The 17,458-nt window shown below is 57.2% G+C and carries 14 protein-coding genes; 4 read left to right on the top strand and 10 right to left on the bottom strand.

From position 1 onward, the window contains the following. Window positions 1-115: 115 nt before the first annotated feature. On the bottom strand, window positions 116-637 hold the full coding sequence (locus USF70_RS06350) for a DUF2778 domain-containing protein (protein ID WP_033145468.1): 522 nt from the start codon (window positions 635-637) through the stop codon (window positions 116-118). Between the two features lie 268 nt (window positions 638-905). On the opposite strand from USF70_RS06350, the gene USF70_RS06355 reads away from it, so the two are divergent. Next, on the top strand, window positions 906-1,445 hold the full coding sequence (locus USF70_RS06355) for a DUF2058 domain-containing protein (protein WP_213787379.1): 540 nt from the start codon (window positions 906-908) through the stop codon (window positions 1,443-1,445). A gap of 7 nt (window positions 1,446-1,452) precedes the next feature. On the opposite strand, the gene USF70_RS06360 is transcribed toward USF70_RS06355, so the two are convergent. Beyond that, complete coding sequence (locus USF70_RS06360) at window positions 1,453-2,139, bottom strand: RluA family pseudouridine synthase (RefSeq protein ID WP_232938102.1); 687 nt, start codon at window positions 2,137-2,139, stop codon at window positions 1,453-1,455. A gap of 90 nt (window positions 2,140-2,229) precedes the next feature. Then, window positions 2,230-2,835: an FMN-dependent NADH-azoreductase gene (gene azoR / locus USF70_RS06365; RefSeq protein WP_008502313.1), complete on the bottom strand. Its 606-nt coding sequence runs from the start codon at window positions 2,833-2,835 to the stop codon at window positions 2,230-2,232. Between the two features lie 205 nt (window positions 2,836-3,040). Here azoR and hrpA point away from each other — a divergent pair, with 205 nt between their 5' ends. Continuing rightward, window positions 3,041-6,943 (top strand): ATP-dependent RNA helicase HrpA, encoded by a 3,903-nt coding sequence (hrpA, locus tag USF70_RS06370; protein WP_039262562.1) that lies wholly within the window; start codon window positions 3,041-3,043, stop codon window positions 6,941-6,943. A 70-nt stretch (window positions 6,944-7,013) separates the two neighbouring features. Here the strand turns inward: hrpA and USF70_RS06375 are convergent, their stop codons facing one another. From USF70_RS06375 to USF70_RS06390, 4 genes are all read right to left on the bottom strand, one after another. After that, window positions 7,014-7,673 carry an O-methyltransferase gene (locus USF70_RS06375; protein ID WP_069302790.1) on the bottom strand — a complete coding sequence of 220 codons (660 nt, stop codon included), beginning with the start codon at window positions 7,671-7,673 and terminating at the stop codon, window positions 7,014-7,016. A gap of 75 nt (window positions 7,674-7,748) precedes the next feature. Continuing rightward, window positions 7,749-9,128: an efflux transporter outer membrane subunit gene (locus USF70_RS06380; RefSeq protein WP_069302791.1), complete on the bottom strand. Its 1,380-nt coding sequence runs from the start codon at window positions 9,126-9,128 to the stop codon at window positions 7,749-7,751. Continuing rightward, window positions 9,125-10,207, bottom strand: coding sequence for an HlyD family secretion protein (locus tag USF70_RS06385; protein ID WP_069302792.1), 1,083 nt, complete (start codon window positions 10,205-10,207; stop codon window positions 9,125-9,127). Before USF70_RS06385 ends, USF70_RS06380 begins: the two co-directional genes overlap by 4 nt. A gap of 22 nt (window positions 10,208-10,229) precedes the next feature. Continuing rightward, entirely contained in the window at window positions 10,230-11,882 is a 1,653-nt protein-coding gene (locus USF70_RS06390) for an MFS transporter (RefSeq protein ID WP_047061824.1), read from the bottom strand. 203 nt (window positions 11,883-12,085) lie between these two features. Between USF70_RS06390 and USF70_RS06395 the strand changes: the two genes are divergently transcribed. After that, a complete protein-coding gene (locus USF70_RS06395; RefSeq protein ID WP_320735415.1) occupies window positions 12,086-12,886 on the top strand; it encodes a YdcF family protein in 801 nt (266 codons plus the stop codon). 274 nt (window positions 12,887-13,160) lie between these two features. On the opposite strand, the gene gap is transcribed toward USF70_RS06395, so the two are convergent. Next, entirely contained in the window at window positions 13,161-14,162 is a 1,002-nt protein-coding gene (gene gap / locus USF70_RS06400) for a type I glyceraldehyde-3-phosphate dehydrogenase (RefSeq protein ID WP_029740556.1), read from the bottom strand. Window positions 14,163-14,351: 189 nt separating this feature from the next. Between gap and cybB the strand changes: the two genes are divergently transcribed. Then, complete coding sequence (cybB, locus tag USF70_RS06405; RefSeq protein WP_320735416.1) at window positions 14,352-14,882, top strand: cytochrome b561; 531 nt, start codon at window positions 14,352-14,354, stop codon at window positions 14,880-14,882. Window positions 14,883-14,927: 45 nt separating this feature from the next. On the opposite strand, the gene USF70_RS06410 is transcribed toward cybB, so the two are convergent. Then, a complete protein-coding gene (locus USF70_RS06410) occupies window positions 14,928-15,995 on the bottom strand; it encodes an oxidoreductase (RefSeq protein ID WP_320735417.1) in 1,068 nt (355 codons plus the stop codon). Between the two features lie 13 nt (window positions 15,996-16,008). Further along, complete coding sequence (locus USF70_RS06415) at window positions 16,009-16,752, bottom strand: DeoR/GlpR family DNA-binding transcription regulator (RefSeq protein ID WP_047061832.1); 744 nt, start codon at window positions 16,750-16,752, stop codon at window positions 16,009-16,011. Between the last annotated feature and the right edge of the window lie 706 nt (window positions 16,753-17,458).

Below are 17,458 nucleotides of genomic sequence, written 5' to 3' on the forward strand. Positions count from 1 at the left end.
ACATATAGATGAGGCCACATCATGATCAAGATAGCGTTCAGCGGGTCCCAATATGCGGCCTACTATAATGCTGATGCATAGAAACCAAACCGTTTTGAATAGCCTGATGCCCCATTTACGGACAAGTGTTGGTGTAGCCACTTTCAATCACCTCAACCCAGCCGCGTGCCATCAGTGAACGCATACAGGGAACCTGAATAAGTTCCGTACTCATCAGAGCATTGCGGATCAATGCGTAATCAGAATCATGGGCAATCGTGATACATCCCTCAGATAGCGTACCCGGATGCAGCCGAAACAAACCCCGATAGACGTTATCAATCCAGGTGCCATCATCGATACCCCAGTCATCCTTGTATAAAGCAAACCACTCATCGCGGCCAAATTCTGCCCCGGATCTAACCTTGTTCCACCGATCCTGAACCTTCGCTTTTAAACCTGAAAAGAAACCTCCAGTCCCTCTGTCAACAATCCAGTATTTCCCAGGGGGAATTGGACCTGAGCCTTTAACAGCACCACATAATCCATTGTTTCTGTAAATTCCCTGCCCGGAATGGGCCATAAACACACCAACGCCGTGCAGGTTAAAAGGCGCATAGTCAGCATCGTTAAGCAGCATTGTTCCTTTTAAGGCCATATTTTCTCCTTACTCTTTTAATAAGAGAAAAGCAGCCTACGCCTGAAGCCGGTACAGATATTCAACTCACATCATATTTATGAGTTGCTGATTTTTTTTAAGAAAATGACCTGACAATTTTTAATCACTCTTGCGGCTGTAACGTTAGTAAACGCTGAATAAATAATAAACAAAGCTCAGGCGACAAAGCGCCATGCCTACTTCTCTGGCACACTCTCCGCAATTCCCGCTATAATCCCCAAAATTTCCAACCGGTTTAGAAACAATCATGACAAAACTCACCTTACAAGAGCAGATGCTGAAAGCGGGCCTGGTCAGCAGCAAAAAAGCGGCAAAAGTGCAGCGCACGGCAAAGAAATCACGCGTTCAGGCGCGTGAGGCCCGGGAAGCGGTAGAAGAGAACAAAAAGGCACAGATCGAGCGCGACAAGCTGCTGAGCGAGCAGCAGAAGCAGACCGTGCTGGCGAAAGAGTTTAAGGCACAGGTAAAGCAGCTGATTGAGATGAACCGCATCACCGTTTCAAGGGGCAACATCACCTTTAACTTCACCGACGGCAATCTGATCAAAAAAATCGAGGTCGACAAGCAAACCCAGGCTCAGCTGATCAACGGCCGTCTGGCGATTGCCCGTCTGGTCATTAACGCCAGCGGCGACTGTGAATACGCGATTATTCCGGCGGTGGTGGCCGATAAAATTGCCCAGCGCGATGCCGACAGCATCGTGTTAAACAGCGCGCTCAGCCAGGAAGAGCAGGACGAAGACGATCCGTACGCGGACTTCAAAATCCCTGACGATTTGATGTGGTAAACCGCCTTCAGAACGGGGCGGCGTGACGGGCGTTAACCGGCTCTCCGCTCACGGGATGAATAAAATTCAACTCACTGGCATGCAGCATCAGCCGGGGCGTTTTCTCCGCCCCCGGCGCTTCAAGACCGCCATACAGATCGCAGCCCAGAATCGGGTGCCCCAGCTGCTGACAGTGAATACGCAGCTGATGGGTTCGCCCGGTCTCCGGCGTAAGCATCACCCGCGTTAACGGCAGTCCCGTACCCTGATAAAACCGTTCCACCACCCGATAGCGGGAGCGGGCGGGTTTTCCGTTGATGGCGCAAATCGACATCAGCGGGAACAGCGCCGGGTCTTTGGCAATTGGCGCGTCTATTATTCCCTCGTCGTTTTCCACATGGCCGCAAAGCAGGGCGCTGTAGACCTTCTCCACGCTGCGCTGGCTGAACTGCTGGCACAGCGCCGCGTTGATGGCCTTATTGCGCGCAACCACCATCAGCCCGGACGTGCCGAAATCCAGACGGTGTACCAGCGTGCAGCCGGGGAACGTCTGGACCAGACGATAATGGACGGAATCAAGGTTTTGCGGATTTTTGCCCGAGAGGCTGAGCAGACCGGAAGGCTTATCGATCAGCAGCAGATGTTCATCCTGCCAGAGGATCTGAATGTCGTCGTAACACGGTGGGGCAATAAAAGAATCAATAATCGCAGACATCAGGCCGCCCGACTGGAGAGTGGGAGCGGATGATAACGAAATGCGGGGGAAAAGAAAAACCCTCCCACCAGGCGGTGAGAGGGCAAAATCTTAGGCTGCTACCAGGCTGTCGATGGCGGCTTTCGCATCGGTCTGCGCTTTGGTCGCCACTTCCGGACCGTAAGCGATACCTTCAGCGAACACGAAGTTCACGTCAGTGATGCCGATGAAGCCCAGGAACAGGCTCAGGTACGGCGCAACCAGGTCGGTTGGGGTATCTTTATGGATACCGCCACGGCTGGTCAGGACGATCGCACGTTTACCTTTCACCAGACCTTCAGGGCCGTTCTCGGTGTAACGGAAGGTTACGCCAGCGCGCGCCACCAGGTCGAAGTAGTTCTTCAGCTGGGTAGGGATGTTGAAGTTGTACATTGGGGCGTTGATGACGATAACGTCGTGCGCCTGCAGCTCGGCAATCAGCTCGTCGGACAGGGCCAGGGCTTCCTGCTGACGTGGAGACAGCGGTGCATCGCTTGGGCGCAGCGCGCCAACCAACTCGCCGTCCAGCACAGGAATTGGGTTTGCAGCCAGGTCACGCACGGTGATTTCGTCAGCGGAATGCTGTTCACGCCACTGTTCAACGAAGTAATCAGACAGCTGACCAGACTGAGAGTACCCTGCCAGAATACTGGATTTCAAAACTAATACTTTGCTCATGGGTGATTCCTGTTGTTGCATTTGATTGAAGGGGGTTGCCCCGTTGCTTGTTGACACTCTATTCACAATCCTGCCACAGAGATAGCGCAATATATCGAAGTCTATGTTCGAATTTTTTGAATAAGGCGCGAAAGGCGTCGATGTGGTACTCTATAGCAATCATTAAAAAGAGAGTTTATCAGGGCGTGTACTGCCCTTTAACGCTATGACAGAACAACAAAAATTAACCTTCCCGATGCTCCTGCAACAGCTTGATTCTCTGATGCTGCGCGATAAACAGCGCTTTGCCCGCCGTCTGCACGGCGTGAAGAAGGTTAAAAATCCTGATGCACAACAGGCCATTTACCAGGAGATGGCGAAAGAGATTGAACAGGCGGCAGGGAAAGTTGTGCTGCGCGAAGCCGCACGTCCGGCAATTACCTACCCGGAAAACCTGCCCGTCAGCCAGAAAAAACAGGACATCCTTGAGGCCGTCCGCGACCACCAGGTGGTGATTGTTGCGGGGGAAACCGGCTCGGGGAAAACCACCCAGCTGCCGAAAATCTGTATGGAGCTGGGACGCGGGCTAAAAGGGCTGATTGGCCACACCCAGCCGCGTCGACTGGCGGCGCGCACCGTGGCGAACCGTATTGCCGAAGAGCTGCAGACGGAGCCGGGCGGCTGCATCGGTTACAAGGTGCGATTCAGCGACCACGTTAGCGATAACACCATGGTCAAGCTGATGACCGACGGTATTCTGCTGGCGGAAATCCAGCAGGATCGTCTGCTGATGCAGTACGACACCATCATCATTGACGAAGCGCACGAGCGCAGCCTGAACATCGACTTCCTGCTCGGCTACCTGAAAGAGCTGCTGCCGCGTCGCCCGGATCTGAAAATCATCATCACCTCCGCGACCATCGACCCGGAGCGCTTCTCGAAGCATTTCAACAATGCGCCGATTATCGAGGTGTCAGGACGCACGTATCCGGTGGAAGTGCGCTATCGCCCGATTGTGGAAGAGGCGGACGATACCGAGCGCGACCAGCTGCAGGCCATCTTCGACGCCGTTGACGAGCTGGGCAACGAAAGCGCGGGCGACATTCTGATCTTCATGAGCGGCGAGCGCGAAATCCGCGACACCGCCGATGCGCTCAGCAAGCGCGACCTGCGCCACACGGAGATCCTGCCGCTTTACGCGCGCCTGTCAAACAGCGAGCAGAACCGCGTATTCCAGCCGCACGGCGGGCGACGCATCGTGCTGGCGACCAACGTGGCGGAAACCTCGCTGACTGTGCCGGGTATCAAATACGTGATCGACCCGGGCACGGCGCGCATCAGCCGCTACAGCTACCGCACGAAGGTCCAGCGGCTGCCGATTGAGCCGGTCTCCCAGGCGTCCGCGAACCAGCGTAAGGGCCGCTGCGGCCGCGTGTCGGAAGGGATCTGTATTCGTCTCTATTCCGAAGATGATTTCCTGTCGCGTCCGGAGTTTACCGACCCGGAAATTCTCCGCACCAACCTGGCGTCCGTTATCCTGCAGATGACCGCGCTGGGGCTGGGCGACATCGCGGCGTTCCCGTTCGTCGAAGCGCCGGATAAACGCAACATTCAGGACGGCGTGCGTCTGCTGGAAGAGCTCGGCGCCATTACCACCGACGAGCAGGCGACGGTCTACAAGCTAACGCCGCTGGGCCGCCAGCTCAGCCAGCTGCCGGTGGATCCGCGCCTGGCCCGTATGGTGCTGGAAGCGCAAAAGCACGGCTGCGTGCGCGAGGCGATGATCATTACCTCGGCGCTCTCCATTCAGGATCCGCGCGAGCGTCCGATGGACAAGCAGCAGGCGTCTGACGAAAAGCACCGTCGCTTCCACGACAAAGAGTCCGACTTCCTCGCCTTCGTGAACCTGTGGAACTATCTCGGCGAGCAGCAGAAAGCGCTCTCCTCGAACCAGTTCCGCCGCCAGTGCCGCGTGGATTTCCTCAACTACCTGCGCGTGCGCGAGTGGCAGGATATCTACACCCAGCTGCGCCAGGTGGTGAAAGAGCTGGGCATTCCGGTCAACAGCGAGCCTGCGGAGTACCGCGAGATTCATATCGCGCTGCTGACCGGCCTGCTGTCCCACATTGGGATGAAGGACGCCGAAAAGCAGGAATATACCGGCGCGCGCAACGCCCGTTTCTCCATCTTCCCCGGTTCCGGCCTGTTCAAGAAGCCGCCGAAATGGACCATGGTCGCCGAGCTGGTGGAAACCAGCCGCCTGTGGGGGCGCATTGCCGCGCGTATCGATCCGGAATGGGTGGAGCCGGTGGCGCAGCACCTGCTGAAACGCTCGTACAGCGAACCGCACTGGGAGCGCGCGCAGGGCGCGGTGATGGCGACCGAGAAGGTGACCGTTTACGGCCTGCCGGTGGTCGCCGCGCGTAAGGTCAACTACAGCCAGATTGACCCGGCGCTCAGCCGCGAGCTGTTTATCCGTCACGCGCTGGTGGAGGGTGACTGGCAGACGCGCCACGCCTTCTTCCGCGAAAACCTGAAGCTGCGCGCGGAAGTGGAGGAGCTTGAGCACAAGTCCCGCCGCCGCGACATTCTGGTGGACGACGAGGCGCTGTTTGAGTTTTACGACCAGCGCATCAGCCACGATGTTATCTCCGCCCGCCACTTCGACAGCTGGTGGAAGAAGGCCAGCAAAGAGACGCCGGACCTGCTCAACTTTGAAAAGAGCATGCTGATTAAAGAGGGGGCGGAGTCGGTCAGCAAGCTCGACTACCCGAACTTCTGGCATCAGGGCAACCTCAAGCTGCGTCTGACGTATCAGTTTGAACCGGGTGCCGACGCGGACGGCGTGACCGTTCATATTCCGCTGCCGCTGCTAAACCAGGTCGATGAGGGCGGTTTTGAATGGCAAATTCCCGGCCTGCGCCGCGAGCTGGTGATTGCGCTGATCAAATCCCTGCCGAAACCGGTGCGCCGCAACTTTGTGCCTGCGCCAAACTATGCGGAAGCGTTTTTAGGCCGCGTCACGCCGCTGGAGCTGCCGCTGCTGGACGCGCTGGAGCGCGAGTTCCGCCGCATGACCGGCACCACCATCGACCGCGAAGACTGGAACTGGGATCAGGTGCCCGATCACCTGAAAATCAGCTTCCGCGTGGTGGATGATAAAAACAAAAAGCTGCTGGAAGGGCGTTCGCTGAGCGAGCTGAAAGAGTCGCTGAAAGGGAAAGTTCAGGAGACGCTTTCTGCGGTGGCGGACGACGGTATCGAGCAGAGCGGGCTGCATATCTGGAGCTTTGGTCAGCTTCCGGAAAGCTACGAACAGAAGCGCGGTAACTATAAGGTCAAAGCCTGGCCTGCGCTGGTGGACGAGCGCGACAGCGTGGCGATCAAACTGTTTGATAATCCGCAGGAACAGCAGCAGATGATGTGGCGCGGGCTGCGTCGCCTGCTGCTGCTCAACATCCCGTCGCCGATCAAGTATCTGCACGAGAAGCTGCCGAACAAGGCTAAGCTCGGGCTGTACTTTAACCCGTACGGCAAGGTGCTGGATCTGATTGACGACTGCATCTCCTGCGGCGTGGACAAGCTGATCCACGAGGCGGGCGGTCCGGTCTGGACGGAAGAGGGCTTTGCTCAGCTTCATGAAAAGGTGCGCGCAGAGCTGAACGACACCGTGGTGGAGATAGCCAAACAGGTCGAGCAGATCCTCACCGCCGTGTTCAATATCAACAAGCGCCTGAAGGGGCGCGTGGATATGACCATGGCGCTGGGGCTGTCGGACGTGAAGGCGCAGATGGCGGGGCTGGTCTATCGCGGCTTCGTCACCGGCAACGGCTTTAAGCGTCTGGGCGATACGCTGCGCTATCTGCAGGCGATTGAAAAACGTCTGGAAAAAATGGCTATCGACCCGCACCGCGATCGCGCGCAGATGCTGAAAGTGGAGAGCGTGCAGCAGGCGTGGCAGCAGTGGCTAAACAAGCTGCCGCCGGCGCGCCGCGACGATGAAGACGTGCAGGCGATCCGCTGGATGATCGAGGAGCTGCGCGTCAGCTTCTTTGCCCAGCAGCTCGGTACGCCGTATCCGATTTCGGATAAACGTATTCTGCAGGCGATGGAGCAGATTTCCGCTTAAAATCCTTGCCCGGTTTTCTCCCTCTCCCTGTGGGAGAGGGTCGGGGTGAGGGCATCAGGCCGCACAATTTTCACCCGTTCACCATTGCCAGCGTAAACCCATCCCATCCCTTAACCCCCACCGTTTGCAGCGCGGTGGCGGTTAGGCGCGGGTTATCCCCAATCATTTCGATAAAACGCCGCACCCCCAGCACGCGCGCGTCGTCGCTTTGCCCGTTAATCACTTCGCCATCGCGCACCACGTTATCGCCAATGATTATCGTGCCGGGACGTGAATAGTGCAGCGCCCACTCCAGATAGCCGGGATTGTTCGGCTTATCGGCATCAATAAAGATCAGGTCGAACGGCGGAACGTCACCGAAATTCTCCAGTGAGCTCAGCGCCGGGCCTTCAATCAGTTCAATGCGCTCGTTCAGCCCCGCGAGGTGAATATTCTGGCGGGCCACATCGGCATGCGTCGGGTCAGCCTCGAGCGTAATCAGCTTTCCGTCCGGCGGCAGGGCTCGCGCCATCCAGATTGAGCTATAGGCGCCCAGCGTACCAATCTCAAGGATGCGTCTTGCCTGGGTCATGCGCACGAACAGCGCCAGCAGTTGCCCCTGATTGGCCGCAACATCGTGTTCGGGTAGCCCGGCGCGTTTGTTGTTTTCCAGCACCTGATGAAGCACGTCATCGTCAGGGATCAGCGAAGAAATCATGTAATTATCTACTGCAGACCATTGTTGATGCATAGATTGACTCCTTGGGTTTTTCTCCCTCTCCCTGTGGGAGAGGGTCGGGGTGAGGGCATCAGCGCGCAAGGGGGTTCACGCGCTCTTCCAGCCGCCGCCCAGCGCCCTGTACAAATCGATCTGCGCCAGCAGCAGGTTATTTTTCACCTGCACTACGCTGGTCTGAACCGAGTACAGCGTGCGCTGCGCGTCCAGCACGTCCAGATAGGAGGAGTAGCCGTTGCGATTGCGGTTCTGCGCAATGCGCAGCGTCTCCTGCGCCACCTCCTGCTGGGCAAGCAGCTCGGTCAGCTGTTCCTGATAGCGCGTAATAGCATCAAGACTGTTGTTCACTTCGGCAAACGCGTTGCGCACGGTTTTTTCATAGGCGTACAGCGCCTGGTTACGCTGGGACTGGGAAATATCCACCTGCGCATTCAGCGCCTGGCGGTTCAGCAGCGGGGCGAGAATACTGCCCCCGACGCTCCAGAGCTGAAGCGGGTTGTCCAGCAGGCCGGACAGGGTGCGATCCTGTATCGATCCGGTTGCGGTCAGGTTGATCGACGGCAGCAGGCTCGCGCGCGACGCGGCAAGCGAGGCGTCGGCCGCAACCAGCTGGCGTTCGGCCTGAACGATATCCGGGCGACGGTTCAGGAGCGTAGAAGGCAGCTGTGACGGCAGCCTCAGCGGCGTTAGCGCCTCAAAGCTTTCACTGCGCGCTACCGCGCCGGGATTGCTTCCCAGCAGCAGGCTGAGGGCGTTCTCCTGCTGTGCAATCTGATGCTGCAGCACGGGAACCTGCGCTCGCGTCGAGCGGAGTTCGGAATCCGACTGCATCAGCTCCAGACGCGAGCTGTAGCCCGTCTCAAACTGACGTTTCGCGAGGTTAAATGCCTCTTCGCGCGATTTCAGCGTGGATTCGGTCACCCGCAGCTGTTCGTCAAGCGAGAGCAGGGTGACGTACCCGGACGCAACGGAGGACGCGACGGTCAAATCCGCGGCGGCAGCGGCGGCTTTTTGCGCCTCCAGCGAGGCTTCGGCGGCACTGGCCGTGCTGCGGTTGACGCCCCAGATATCCACATCGTAGCTCGCCGTCAGGCTACCTCTGTACAGCGTGCCGTAGACCGGCAGCCCGGTCGCGGCGGATTGCGAACGGGCGCGCGTCCCCGTTACGCCCGCATCAAGCGACGGAAACAGGCTGCCGTCGGCCGCAAAGACCCGCGCCTGATACTCGTTAATCCGTTCGCGGGCGATCAGCACGTCGCTGTTGTTCTTTAGCGCCCGATCCACGTAGCGGTTGAGGTTGTTGTCATGAAAATTGCGCCACCAGAGCTGCTCCGCCGGGCTGGCAGGACCGGAATCGGCGCGCCACTGCGCAGGGATTTGCAGCGTTGGCTGCGCCGGTTTTACGTCGACGGACTGGCATCCGGTGAGCATTACCGCCAGCACCAGACCGGCTATCGGGCGAAGGGTCATTGTTTGCCCTCCCGCGTATCAATCGTCACCTGCACCGACATGCCCGGGCGCAGCAGGGCGGACTCCTCAGGCTTGCCGAGCACCTCGATGCGCACCGGAATACGCTGGGCGATTTTGACAAAGTTGCCGGTGGCGTTGTCCGGCGTGATGGCGCTGAATTCAACCCCGGTTGCCGGCGAGATGCTCTCCACGCGGCCCTGATAGGCTTTGTCGTTCAGCGCATCGACGGTGAATTTGACAGGCTGGCCGACGCGCAGCTCCGCGAGCTGGGTCTCTTTAATATTGGCGATCACCCAGTGCTGCGGCGGAACCAGCGTGGTGAGGTGGGTCCCGGCGGTCACGTACGCCCCGAGACGCACGGCAATCTGGCCGAGCTGGCCGTCGCGCGGGGCGATGATGCGGGTGTTTTGCAGGTCAATTTGCGCCAGCTCCAGCGCCGCTTTGGCGTTTTCGACATCCGCCTCCAGCGCGCCGCGGTTCACAATTACCGTCTGCAGATCCTGACGCGACATCTCAAGCAAGGCTTTGGCCTGCTCGATGTCGGCGCTGCCCTGGGCCGCGCTGGCCAGCGCCGCGTCGCGCTCGCGAATGGAAAGCGAGCCGTCCGCCGTCAAATCCTTCACGCGTTTTAAATCCGCCTGGGTTTTCAGACTCTGGGCGCGGGCATTTTTCAGCGCCGCGTCGTTTTTGGCGATCGTCGCTTCGGCGCTTTTACGCTGCTGCAGGTTGTTATTAAGCGCGGCAATTTTCATTGCCAGCTGTGCCTCGGCCTGATGCACGCGCTGACGATAGATACGGTCATCAATCTGCAGCAGCAGGTCGCCTTTTTTAACCTGTACAAAGTCCTGAACCTTCACCTCGGTGATATAGCCATTCACCTGGGGACTGATGAACGTCGTCTGACCGCGCACGTAGGCGTTGTCGGTAAACTGCGCGTGGCGGGTGAACGGCGGCAGCTGCCACGCGTAAAGGATCACCAGCACGCCGACAATACCGATGGCAGCGGCGGTGAAAACGGAAACAATGCGCACATTTTTGCGGGTGTTGGCCTGCTCTTTGGCGGCATCCTGCTGACTCATAAACTCTCCAGAAATATTTCAATTATTTGTTGCCGGTGGCGTTCTTAAGCGCCATACGGGCAGTGATGCGCAGGCGCAGCAAGCGCCATAAAATCCAGACCAGCGTGGCGGCAGCGATGCCCGCCGTCAGCAGATAAGTATCGTTGTAAGCCAGAATATTCGCCTCAAGCGTCGTCACCGTTTGCAGCTGCGTGATCGCCTGCGTTCCAAGCAGCGAACTGTCGCCAATCAGGCTCCGGTACATCTGGGTGTAAATCTGGATACGCTCGTTGACCAGCGGATTGAGCGTGGTGAGCTGGTCCGCCAGCAGGCTGGAGTGGTACTTTTCGCGCCAGGTCTGGAAGGTTCCGAGGATCGCGGAGCCCAGCAGGCCGCCGAGGTTCTGACTCATGCCGAACATCACCGAGAAGCTGACCAGGTTGCGCGGGTCGGCGATCACCCCGCCAATGGCGGCCAGCATGGCGGGCGCCAGGAAGAAGGCGCTGCCGAAGCCCAGCAGAAACTGGCTTAGCATCAGCTGATCCGGCCGGGTCAGGTTGTTGGACTGGCTGTCCAGCAGCGAGGCAACAATCATCAGTGCCAGGGAGGTGATGATTGGCCACGCCAGTTTGGTCGGCTTAATCGTGAGGCAGCTGGTGACAATCCCGCAGACGATCCCGGCGAAAATGGACCACGCCAGGTGGGTCATCTGCTCGTTCTGTAACCCCACGTACTGCAGCCAGCCGATGACCCCGGTGTTTTGCTCTGCCAGCACGATACGGATCAGCAGCATGATGAGCCCCAGACGGACGATGCTGCCGCTCGACAGCCAGCGGGTGTTCAGCAGCGGGTTGGCGCGGTTATGTTCAAAGACGATCGCAGCCACAATTAATACAAGCGATAGCGCCAGCGACCAGCCGATCCACGGCGCCTCGAACCACCAGTCAAGGCGGCCCAACGAGAGCACGGCGCAGAGCAGGGCCATTCCGGGGGCCATTAAAAAGAAGGTGATGAAGTCTTTCTTCTCAAAGACCTTTCGCCGATCGCCCGGGGGCAGTTTTAAGGCTATCACGCAGGCCAGGGAGATCAGCGCCAGCCCGAGCTCGAAGAAATAGAGCCCGCGCCACTCGTCCAGCTGCAGCAGTTCGGTGGAAAACAGGCGGGCCAGAGGAATGGCGAGCGATGAGCCGGTAATCCCGATGGTGAGCGCCTTCAGGCGGTGCTTCGCAGGCCAGGCCTGGATCTGATAGTAAATCCCCAGCGAGCTGAGCGCGGCGGCCACCATCCCGTGCGCGGCGCGCACCATCAGCGCCGAGCTGAGATCGTTAACGAACAGGTGGAAAAAGGTCACCAGCACGTACAGCACCAGAAAACCTTCCGTGAAGGCGCGCAGACCGTACTGCTGGCGGAACTTGACCAGCAGCAGGTTGATAGAGATGTTGGTCATGACGTAGACCGCGGGAAGCCAGGCGATCTCGGTCGACCAGGCCCCAAAGGTCCCCTGCAGGTTTTGCAGGTTGGCGGTCACCACCGCATTTCCCAGCGCCCCCGTCAGGCACACCAGCAGGCCAACGACGCCGTAGGCAATGCGTTTTGGCGTACTGTGCTCGGGTGTGGAAGGCGAACCCAGCAGGGCGGGTTTCTCATGTGGCTGCCACTCGCGAGGAGCATAAGGGTCGCGTTCGGGCAGGCGCATAACGTCGTTTACCTTAGAAATAATTGAATAATTAGCGGGCTAGCGATTCTACGTCTGCCGCAAATGATAATTCAAGTGAATATGATTTACGCATGTTAATCAAATGTAGAAGGGAAGTTTAAGGAAAAAGAGCGGCCCGATGTCGCCGTTGTGTTGAGAACCTGAAGTCGCTACCCTGAAGGGATAGAGAGAAGGAGTTCATCATGGAACAGCCCCATTTTCCCATCCTGCCGGATGCCACGCTGGCGGCCATCAATACTGTCGGTGAATGGCTGGCGCAGGACGACCTGAGCGGCAGCCGCCAGCCCCCGGACGTCGATGCGGTCATCCTGGCAGGAAACGCGGTGATCCCGACCATTGAGGCGGCCTGCCGTATTGCCGCGCAGAGAGATATCCCGCTCCTGATTAGCGGCGGTATTGGTCATTCAACCGCGTTTTTATATGCCGCTATCGGCAGTCATCCGCGTTATCACACCTTGCCCGTCGAAGGGCGGGCGGAAGCGAGCATTCTTGCCGACATTGCGCGGGAGTTCTGGCAGATCCCCGAGACGCGCCTGTGGATTGAGGATCAATCCACCAACTGCGGTGAGAACGCGCGTTTTAGCTGGAATATGCTGAAACAGCATCAGCGAGCGACCGGGCGGGTGCTGGTGGTGCAGGATCCGACGATGCAGCGCCGTACGATGGCGACGTTTGCCCGCGTTTGTCGGGATGAGCCCGTGTCACCGCAGTGGATAAGCCATCCCGGGTTTACGCCAGTGCTGCACAATGGCAAAGAGGGCGTGGAGTTTAGTGCGGGCAATAGCGGACTGTGGCCCGTTGACCGCTACCTGTCACTGGTTCTGGGGGAGCTGCCGCGTTTGTATGATGACGTTAACGGCTATGGTCCGGCCGGGCGGGATTTTATCGCGCACGTTGAATTCCCGGATGCTGTGATTGCCGCATGGGAACAGTTACAGCAGGACCCAGTTCTCGCGGATGCGTTGTCCAGGCGCTCGATTTAAGGGTGTAATCAGAAGCGATAACAACCGCTTCAGAATAACCTTTGGCTTACAGCAATGTCCTGGTCCGGCTGTATATCGCCGGGAGCCCGGGTTGCCAGGGTGGCGGCGATTGAGCCACCCTGGCACGTTCACCGGTTATGTCGTTAAAGAGTAGCAAGGAACATAAAGTGAACGGAATGACCACCACACCCGTATGTTCCCCTCACCCTAACCCTCTCCCACAGGGAGAGGGGATGCTTCACTGCTCATATTAGCCCTGAATAAAGGCATAGAATCACAGCGCCGCAAACTTATCCAGCGTCCGCACCAGCTGCGTCACGAAACCGTACTCGTTGTCATACCAGGCTACCGCTTTCACCAGCTGCAGCTCTCCCGCTTCTGACACCTCCGTCTGCGTGGCGTCAAACACCGAACCATAATGCGAGCCAATCACATCGGACGACACAATCTCTTCGTCGGTATACCCGAACGATTTATTGCCCTGCGTCGCCTTTTTCAGCGCGGCGTTGATCTCCTCAACGGTCACTTTCTTGCCCAGAATCGCCACCAGCTCGGTGACTGAACCCGTCTTTACCGGCACGCGCTGCGCGTGGCCCTTCAGCTTGCCGCTGAGCGCCGGGATCACCAGACCGATGGCCTTTGCGGCACCGGTGGTGTGGGGAATGATATTCTCTGCCGCCGCCCGCGAGGCGCGAAGGTCTTTCCCGCGCGGGCCATCCACCAGCGCCTGCGTACCGGTATAGGCATGAATGGTGGTCATGGTGCCCACTTTTATTTCAAACGCATCGTTCAGGGCTTTCGCCAGCGGGGCGAGGCAGTTGGTGGTGCAGGATGCGACGGAAATAATGGTGTCACTGGCGTCAATGGTGTCGTCATTCACGCTGTAGACGATGGTTTTCATCTCGCCCGCAGGCGCAGAGATCAGCACTTTCTTCGCGCCGGCGTCCAGGTGCGCCCGTGATTTCTCTTCAGAGGTATAAAAGCCGGTGCACTCCACGACGATATCCACGCCTGCGGCTTTCCACGGAATGTGCTTCGCCTCTTTTTCGGCGTACACCGCAATGGTTTTACCGTCGACAATCAGCGCATCCTCGGTGAAATCGACGCTCCACGGGAAGCCACCGTAGTTGGAATCATGCCTGAGCAGGTAGGCCAGCACTTTCGGTGAGGTGAGGTCGTTGATGGCGACGACGGTATTGCTGTCCTGGGTTTCAAGAAGGCGGCGCAGTACAAGGCGCCCAATGCGTCCAAAGCCGTTAATGCCAATTTTACTCATGGTGTTCTCCTGTAAACGTGTCGATGCGACAGTTTGAACTCATCCAGGCTTAGACCATCACGGGCAGGGCGGCAATTGAAGATGCTTCATGCGGGAGGAAGTATTTGAAAAACCATACAGAAAAGTTAATGAATTTTTAAGGAAAGGAGATTATGTTGGCGCGGTAACTGTTTTTAATCGGGAAATCACATGCGCACTAAATATACAAGCCTGCAAATCGGCATCCACTGGCTGGTGTTTCTGTTAATCATCGTCGCCTACTGCGCCATGGAGTTCAAAGGTTTCTTCCCGCGCACCGCGCGTCCAGCGATCAATATGATCCACGTCTCGTGCGGTATCAGTATCCTGGTGCTGATGGTGACGCGTCTGCTGGTTCGCCTGAAATTCCGCGCGCCACCGATTCAGCCGAAGCCAAAAGCGATGGTGACGGGGATGTCCCACCTTGGGCATCTGGTGGTGTATCTGCTGTTTATTGCGCTGCCGCTGATTGGCATTGTGATGATGTACAACCGGGGCAGCGACTGGTTTGCTTTTGGCATGGCGATGCCGCATGCGGCGGAGTCCAATTTCGACCTGGTTGATATGTTGAAAGAGTGGCACGAGACGCTGGCGAACCTGGGCTATTTTGTGATTGGCCTGCACGCGGCGGCGGCGCTGATGCATCACTATTTCTGGAAAGATAATACTCTTCTGCGCATGATGCCGAAAAAGCGTTCGTAGTCTTTAACGCTTGCCGGGTGGCGCAGCGCCACCCGGCTTGTTTTTTTAACCCAGCAGCGCACGCTCTTCGGCAGTTAACGCCAGCGCCTGCGTTGACCCCGTTTCCGACGACTTCACCGCCGCTTCCAGCACGGCCATGACCGCCAGTGCCTCAACAGGGTGGACAGGGTTGGTGATTTTCCCGAGCAGCGCATCACGTACGTTGACGTAATACTGGCGCTGATCGCCTTTCGGGGTAGGGATCGTCTGCGGTGCGCCGTCGGCCCCAAAGAACACCATGCTGTCGCCGTCTTCGCCCCAGGTTTCACTGCCGGGGATCACTCCTGCGAGCAGCTGCGCTTCCTGCTGGTCGATTCTGGCTTTCACCACGCTGCCCTTGTCCCCGTGGACGGTAAAGCGCGCCGTACCGCCAGCAACCAGCATGCTGGCGTGCAGAATGACCTTATGCTCCGGGTAGTTTAAGACCACGTGCGCCCAGTCGTTAATTTCTGCGCCGTCGCGCAGCGTCGCGATATTCCCCTGAACCGACTCCGGCAGTCCAAAGAGCTGTAGCGTCTGGTCAATCAGGTGAGGGCCCAGATCAAACCACAGACCGCTCCCGGGGACGTTCTGCTCGCGCCAGCGCACGCGCACTTCCGGGCGGAAGCGGTCGATGTGCGATTCCAGGTGTTTAACCTTGCCGAGCGTGCCTTGGTCAATAATCTGCTTAATGCCGAGGAAATCGCTGTCCCAGCGGCGGTTGTGGAAGACGGAGAGCAGCAGCTGCTTTTCATCCGCCAGCGCAATCAGGTCTCGGGCTTCCTGCATGTCGAGGGTAAAAGGCTTATCCACGACCACGTGTTTACCCGCGTTCAGGGCCAGCGTCGCCAGCGGGGCGTGCGTGGCGTTGGGGGAGGCAATCACCACCAGATCGATATCAGGATGCTGAATAGCCTCTTCCGGTGTCGCCACCACCTGTACGTCCGGCAGATCGCGTTTAACCTTCTCTTCATCACGAGAAGAGACCACGGCCAGCTTAATCCCGTCCACCGACTGGATCAGCGGGGCATGGAAGGTTTTACCGACAAATCCATACCCGATCAGCGCAATGTTGATTGTTTGAACTTTACTCATGACCTTCTCCACGTTAATTCGCGCATACCGTAACCTGCAGTGCGCTATGGTCCCCAAGCTCAGGCCAGGGACGATCTAAAAAGAGTTGTTGAATGCTGGATAACCCGGAAACCAGATACGGCTCGCAGCGGTTAATTTTCAGGTGGTCGGCGACAATCCAGTGCGCATGGCTTGCGTCCAGCATCGCGCGTTTCACCTCGGCATCCGCTTCTTTACCGGCGCTCAAACCGAGTTCGGCATGAATGGCGCACGCCCCAAGAATGGCGATATCTGCCCGATAACGGGACAGCAAAGACAGCGTGGCGCTGCCGGCAAACAGTCGCTGCTTGTGGTCCCATTTCCCGCCTAGCAGGATCAGCTCAACGTCTTCCCGGTCGCTAAAATGCTGGGCGATATCCAGCGAGGGGGTAATAACGGTGAGCGGCCCCTGAAGAAAGGTGGCGACGGCCATCACCGTGCTTCCGGCATCCAGAAACAGGGTGGAGCCCGGTGGAACCTGCTGTGCGACCTGTTTACCCAGGCGCTGTTTGGTCTCGGGCAGCAGCGTATTGCGGCCCTGACGGTTCATGGCGGAGAGGTTGAGCGCGATGGCGCCGCCGTGGTTCTTCTGCGCAAGGCCCTGGTTTTCCAGGTCGGTCAGATCCCGACGGATGGTATCCGCCGAAACCTGCAGCTTTTCAGCCAGGTCGGTGATGCTTGCCTGGCCTTGCTCGCTGAGGATATCCAGGACGTAGCGTTGACGAGCGGTTTTGTGCATGGGGTACATTCCTGCAAAATGTCGCAATAGTTTGCATAATACAGCATTTTGACGCAGAGAGAAGGGGAATGTCCTCAGGACGATGTGCGGCGGCGTGATAATTCAGATAGGTGATTATTAAAATTTTATTAAGCAGGTATAAGGAAGCCGTTTTGAATGTTAATCACAATGTTATTGTTATGTTTTATTTAACGATTTGGGTTATGTAACCAGCGTAACGCCATTGCGTGGTGTTAAGTGCTGTTTAATTGAAATTATGCAGGTTTTAATTGCTTTAATTGGTTTTTTAATAGTTTTTAATTTTAAATATATCCCTTTGGCTACGTAAACTGACACTTCTTTGAAAATCTTTGTGTCTGACTCGCTCTGAAATTAACGCAAAAATGTGCACGGAGGGAATTAAGAATTTTCCTTAGATAACAGAGAGTTTATATGTTTCATCTGAAAGGATACTTTTAGAGTTTTGTCCAGAAACCCCATATTTTTTCTTGCTTGTAACACCACATTAACATTGTGGCTGTAGTGGGGTATAACACATTTTGTTATGCTGCTAACCAGTTTAAGAAATAAGTAAATTCTTAATTGAAATAAGATGCGGGCAGATCTCATCTCCGATGGAAATGGGTATGGGGAGTATTACCTGAAATTCAGCAAGGTAGCTAAATAAGATATTTGTCTAATTATCTGTACCTCTTTTTGGGTATTT

The sequence above is a fragment of the Enterobacter sp. 237C8 genome (assembly GCF_034106865.1).
Classification (GTDB): domain Bacteria; phylum Pseudomonadota; class Gammaproteobacteria; order Enterobacterales; family Enterobacteriaceae; genus Enterobacter; species Enterobacter asburiae_B.

What these genes read in the sequence shown, in the direction of transcription:
- USF70_RS06350 (WP_033145468.1), bottom strand. Translation starts at nt 637, where the DNA reads ATGGCCTTAAAAGGAACAATGCTGCTTAACGATGCTGACTATGCGCCT.
- USF70_RS06355 (WP_213787379.1), top strand. Translation starts at nt 906, where the DNA reads ATGACAAAACTCACCTTACAAGAGCAGATGCTGAAAGCGGGCCTGGTC.
- USF70_RS06360 (WP_232938102.1), bottom strand. Translation starts at nt 2,139, where the DNA reads ATGTCTGCGATTATTGATTCTTTTATTGCCCCACCGTGTTACGACGAC.
- azoR (WP_008502313.1), bottom strand. Translation starts at nt 2,835, where the DNA reads ATGAGCAAAGTATTAGTTTTGAAATCCAGTATTCTGGCAGGGTACTCT.
- hrpA (WP_039262562.1), top strand. Translation starts at nt 3,041, where the DNA reads ATGACAGAACAACAAAAATTAACCTTCCCGATGCTCCTGCAACAGCTT.
- USF70_RS06375 (WP_069302790.1), bottom strand. Translation starts at nt 7,673, where the DNA reads ATGCATCAACAATGGTCTGCAGTAGATAATTACATGATTTCTTCGCTG.
- USF70_RS06380 (WP_069302791.1), bottom strand. Translation starts at nt 9,128, where the DNA reads ATGACCCTTCGCCCGATAGCCGGTCTGGTGCTGGCGGTAATGCTCACC.
- USF70_RS06385 (WP_069302792.1), bottom strand. Translation starts at nt 10,207, where the DNA reads ATGAGTCAGCAGGATGCCGCCAAAGAGCAGGCCAACACCCGCAAAAAT.
- USF70_RS06390 (WP_047061824.1), bottom strand. Translation starts at nt 11,882, where the DNA reads ATGCGCCTGCCCGAACGCGACCCTTATGCTCCTCGCGAGTGGCAGCCA.
- USF70_RS06395 (WP_320735415.1), top strand. Translation starts at nt 12,086, where the DNA reads ATGGAACAGCCCCATTTTCCCATCCTGCCGGATGCCACGCTGGCGGCC.
- gap (WP_029740556.1), bottom strand. Translation starts at nt 14,162, where the DNA reads ATGAGTAAAATTGGCATTAACGGCTTTGGACGCATTGGGCGCCTTGTA.
- cybB (WP_320735416.1), top strand. Translation starts at nt 14,352, where the DNA reads ATGCGCACTAAATATACAAGCCTGCAAATCGGCATCCACTGGCTGGTG.
- USF70_RS06410 (WP_320735417.1), bottom strand. Translation starts at nt 15,995, where the DNA reads ATGAGTAAAGTTCAAACAATCAACATTGCGCTGATCGGGTATGGATTT.
- USF70_RS06415 (WP_047061832.1), bottom strand. Translation starts at nt 16,752, where the DNA reads ATGCACAAAACCGCTCGTCAACGCTACGTCCTGGATATCCTCAGCGAG.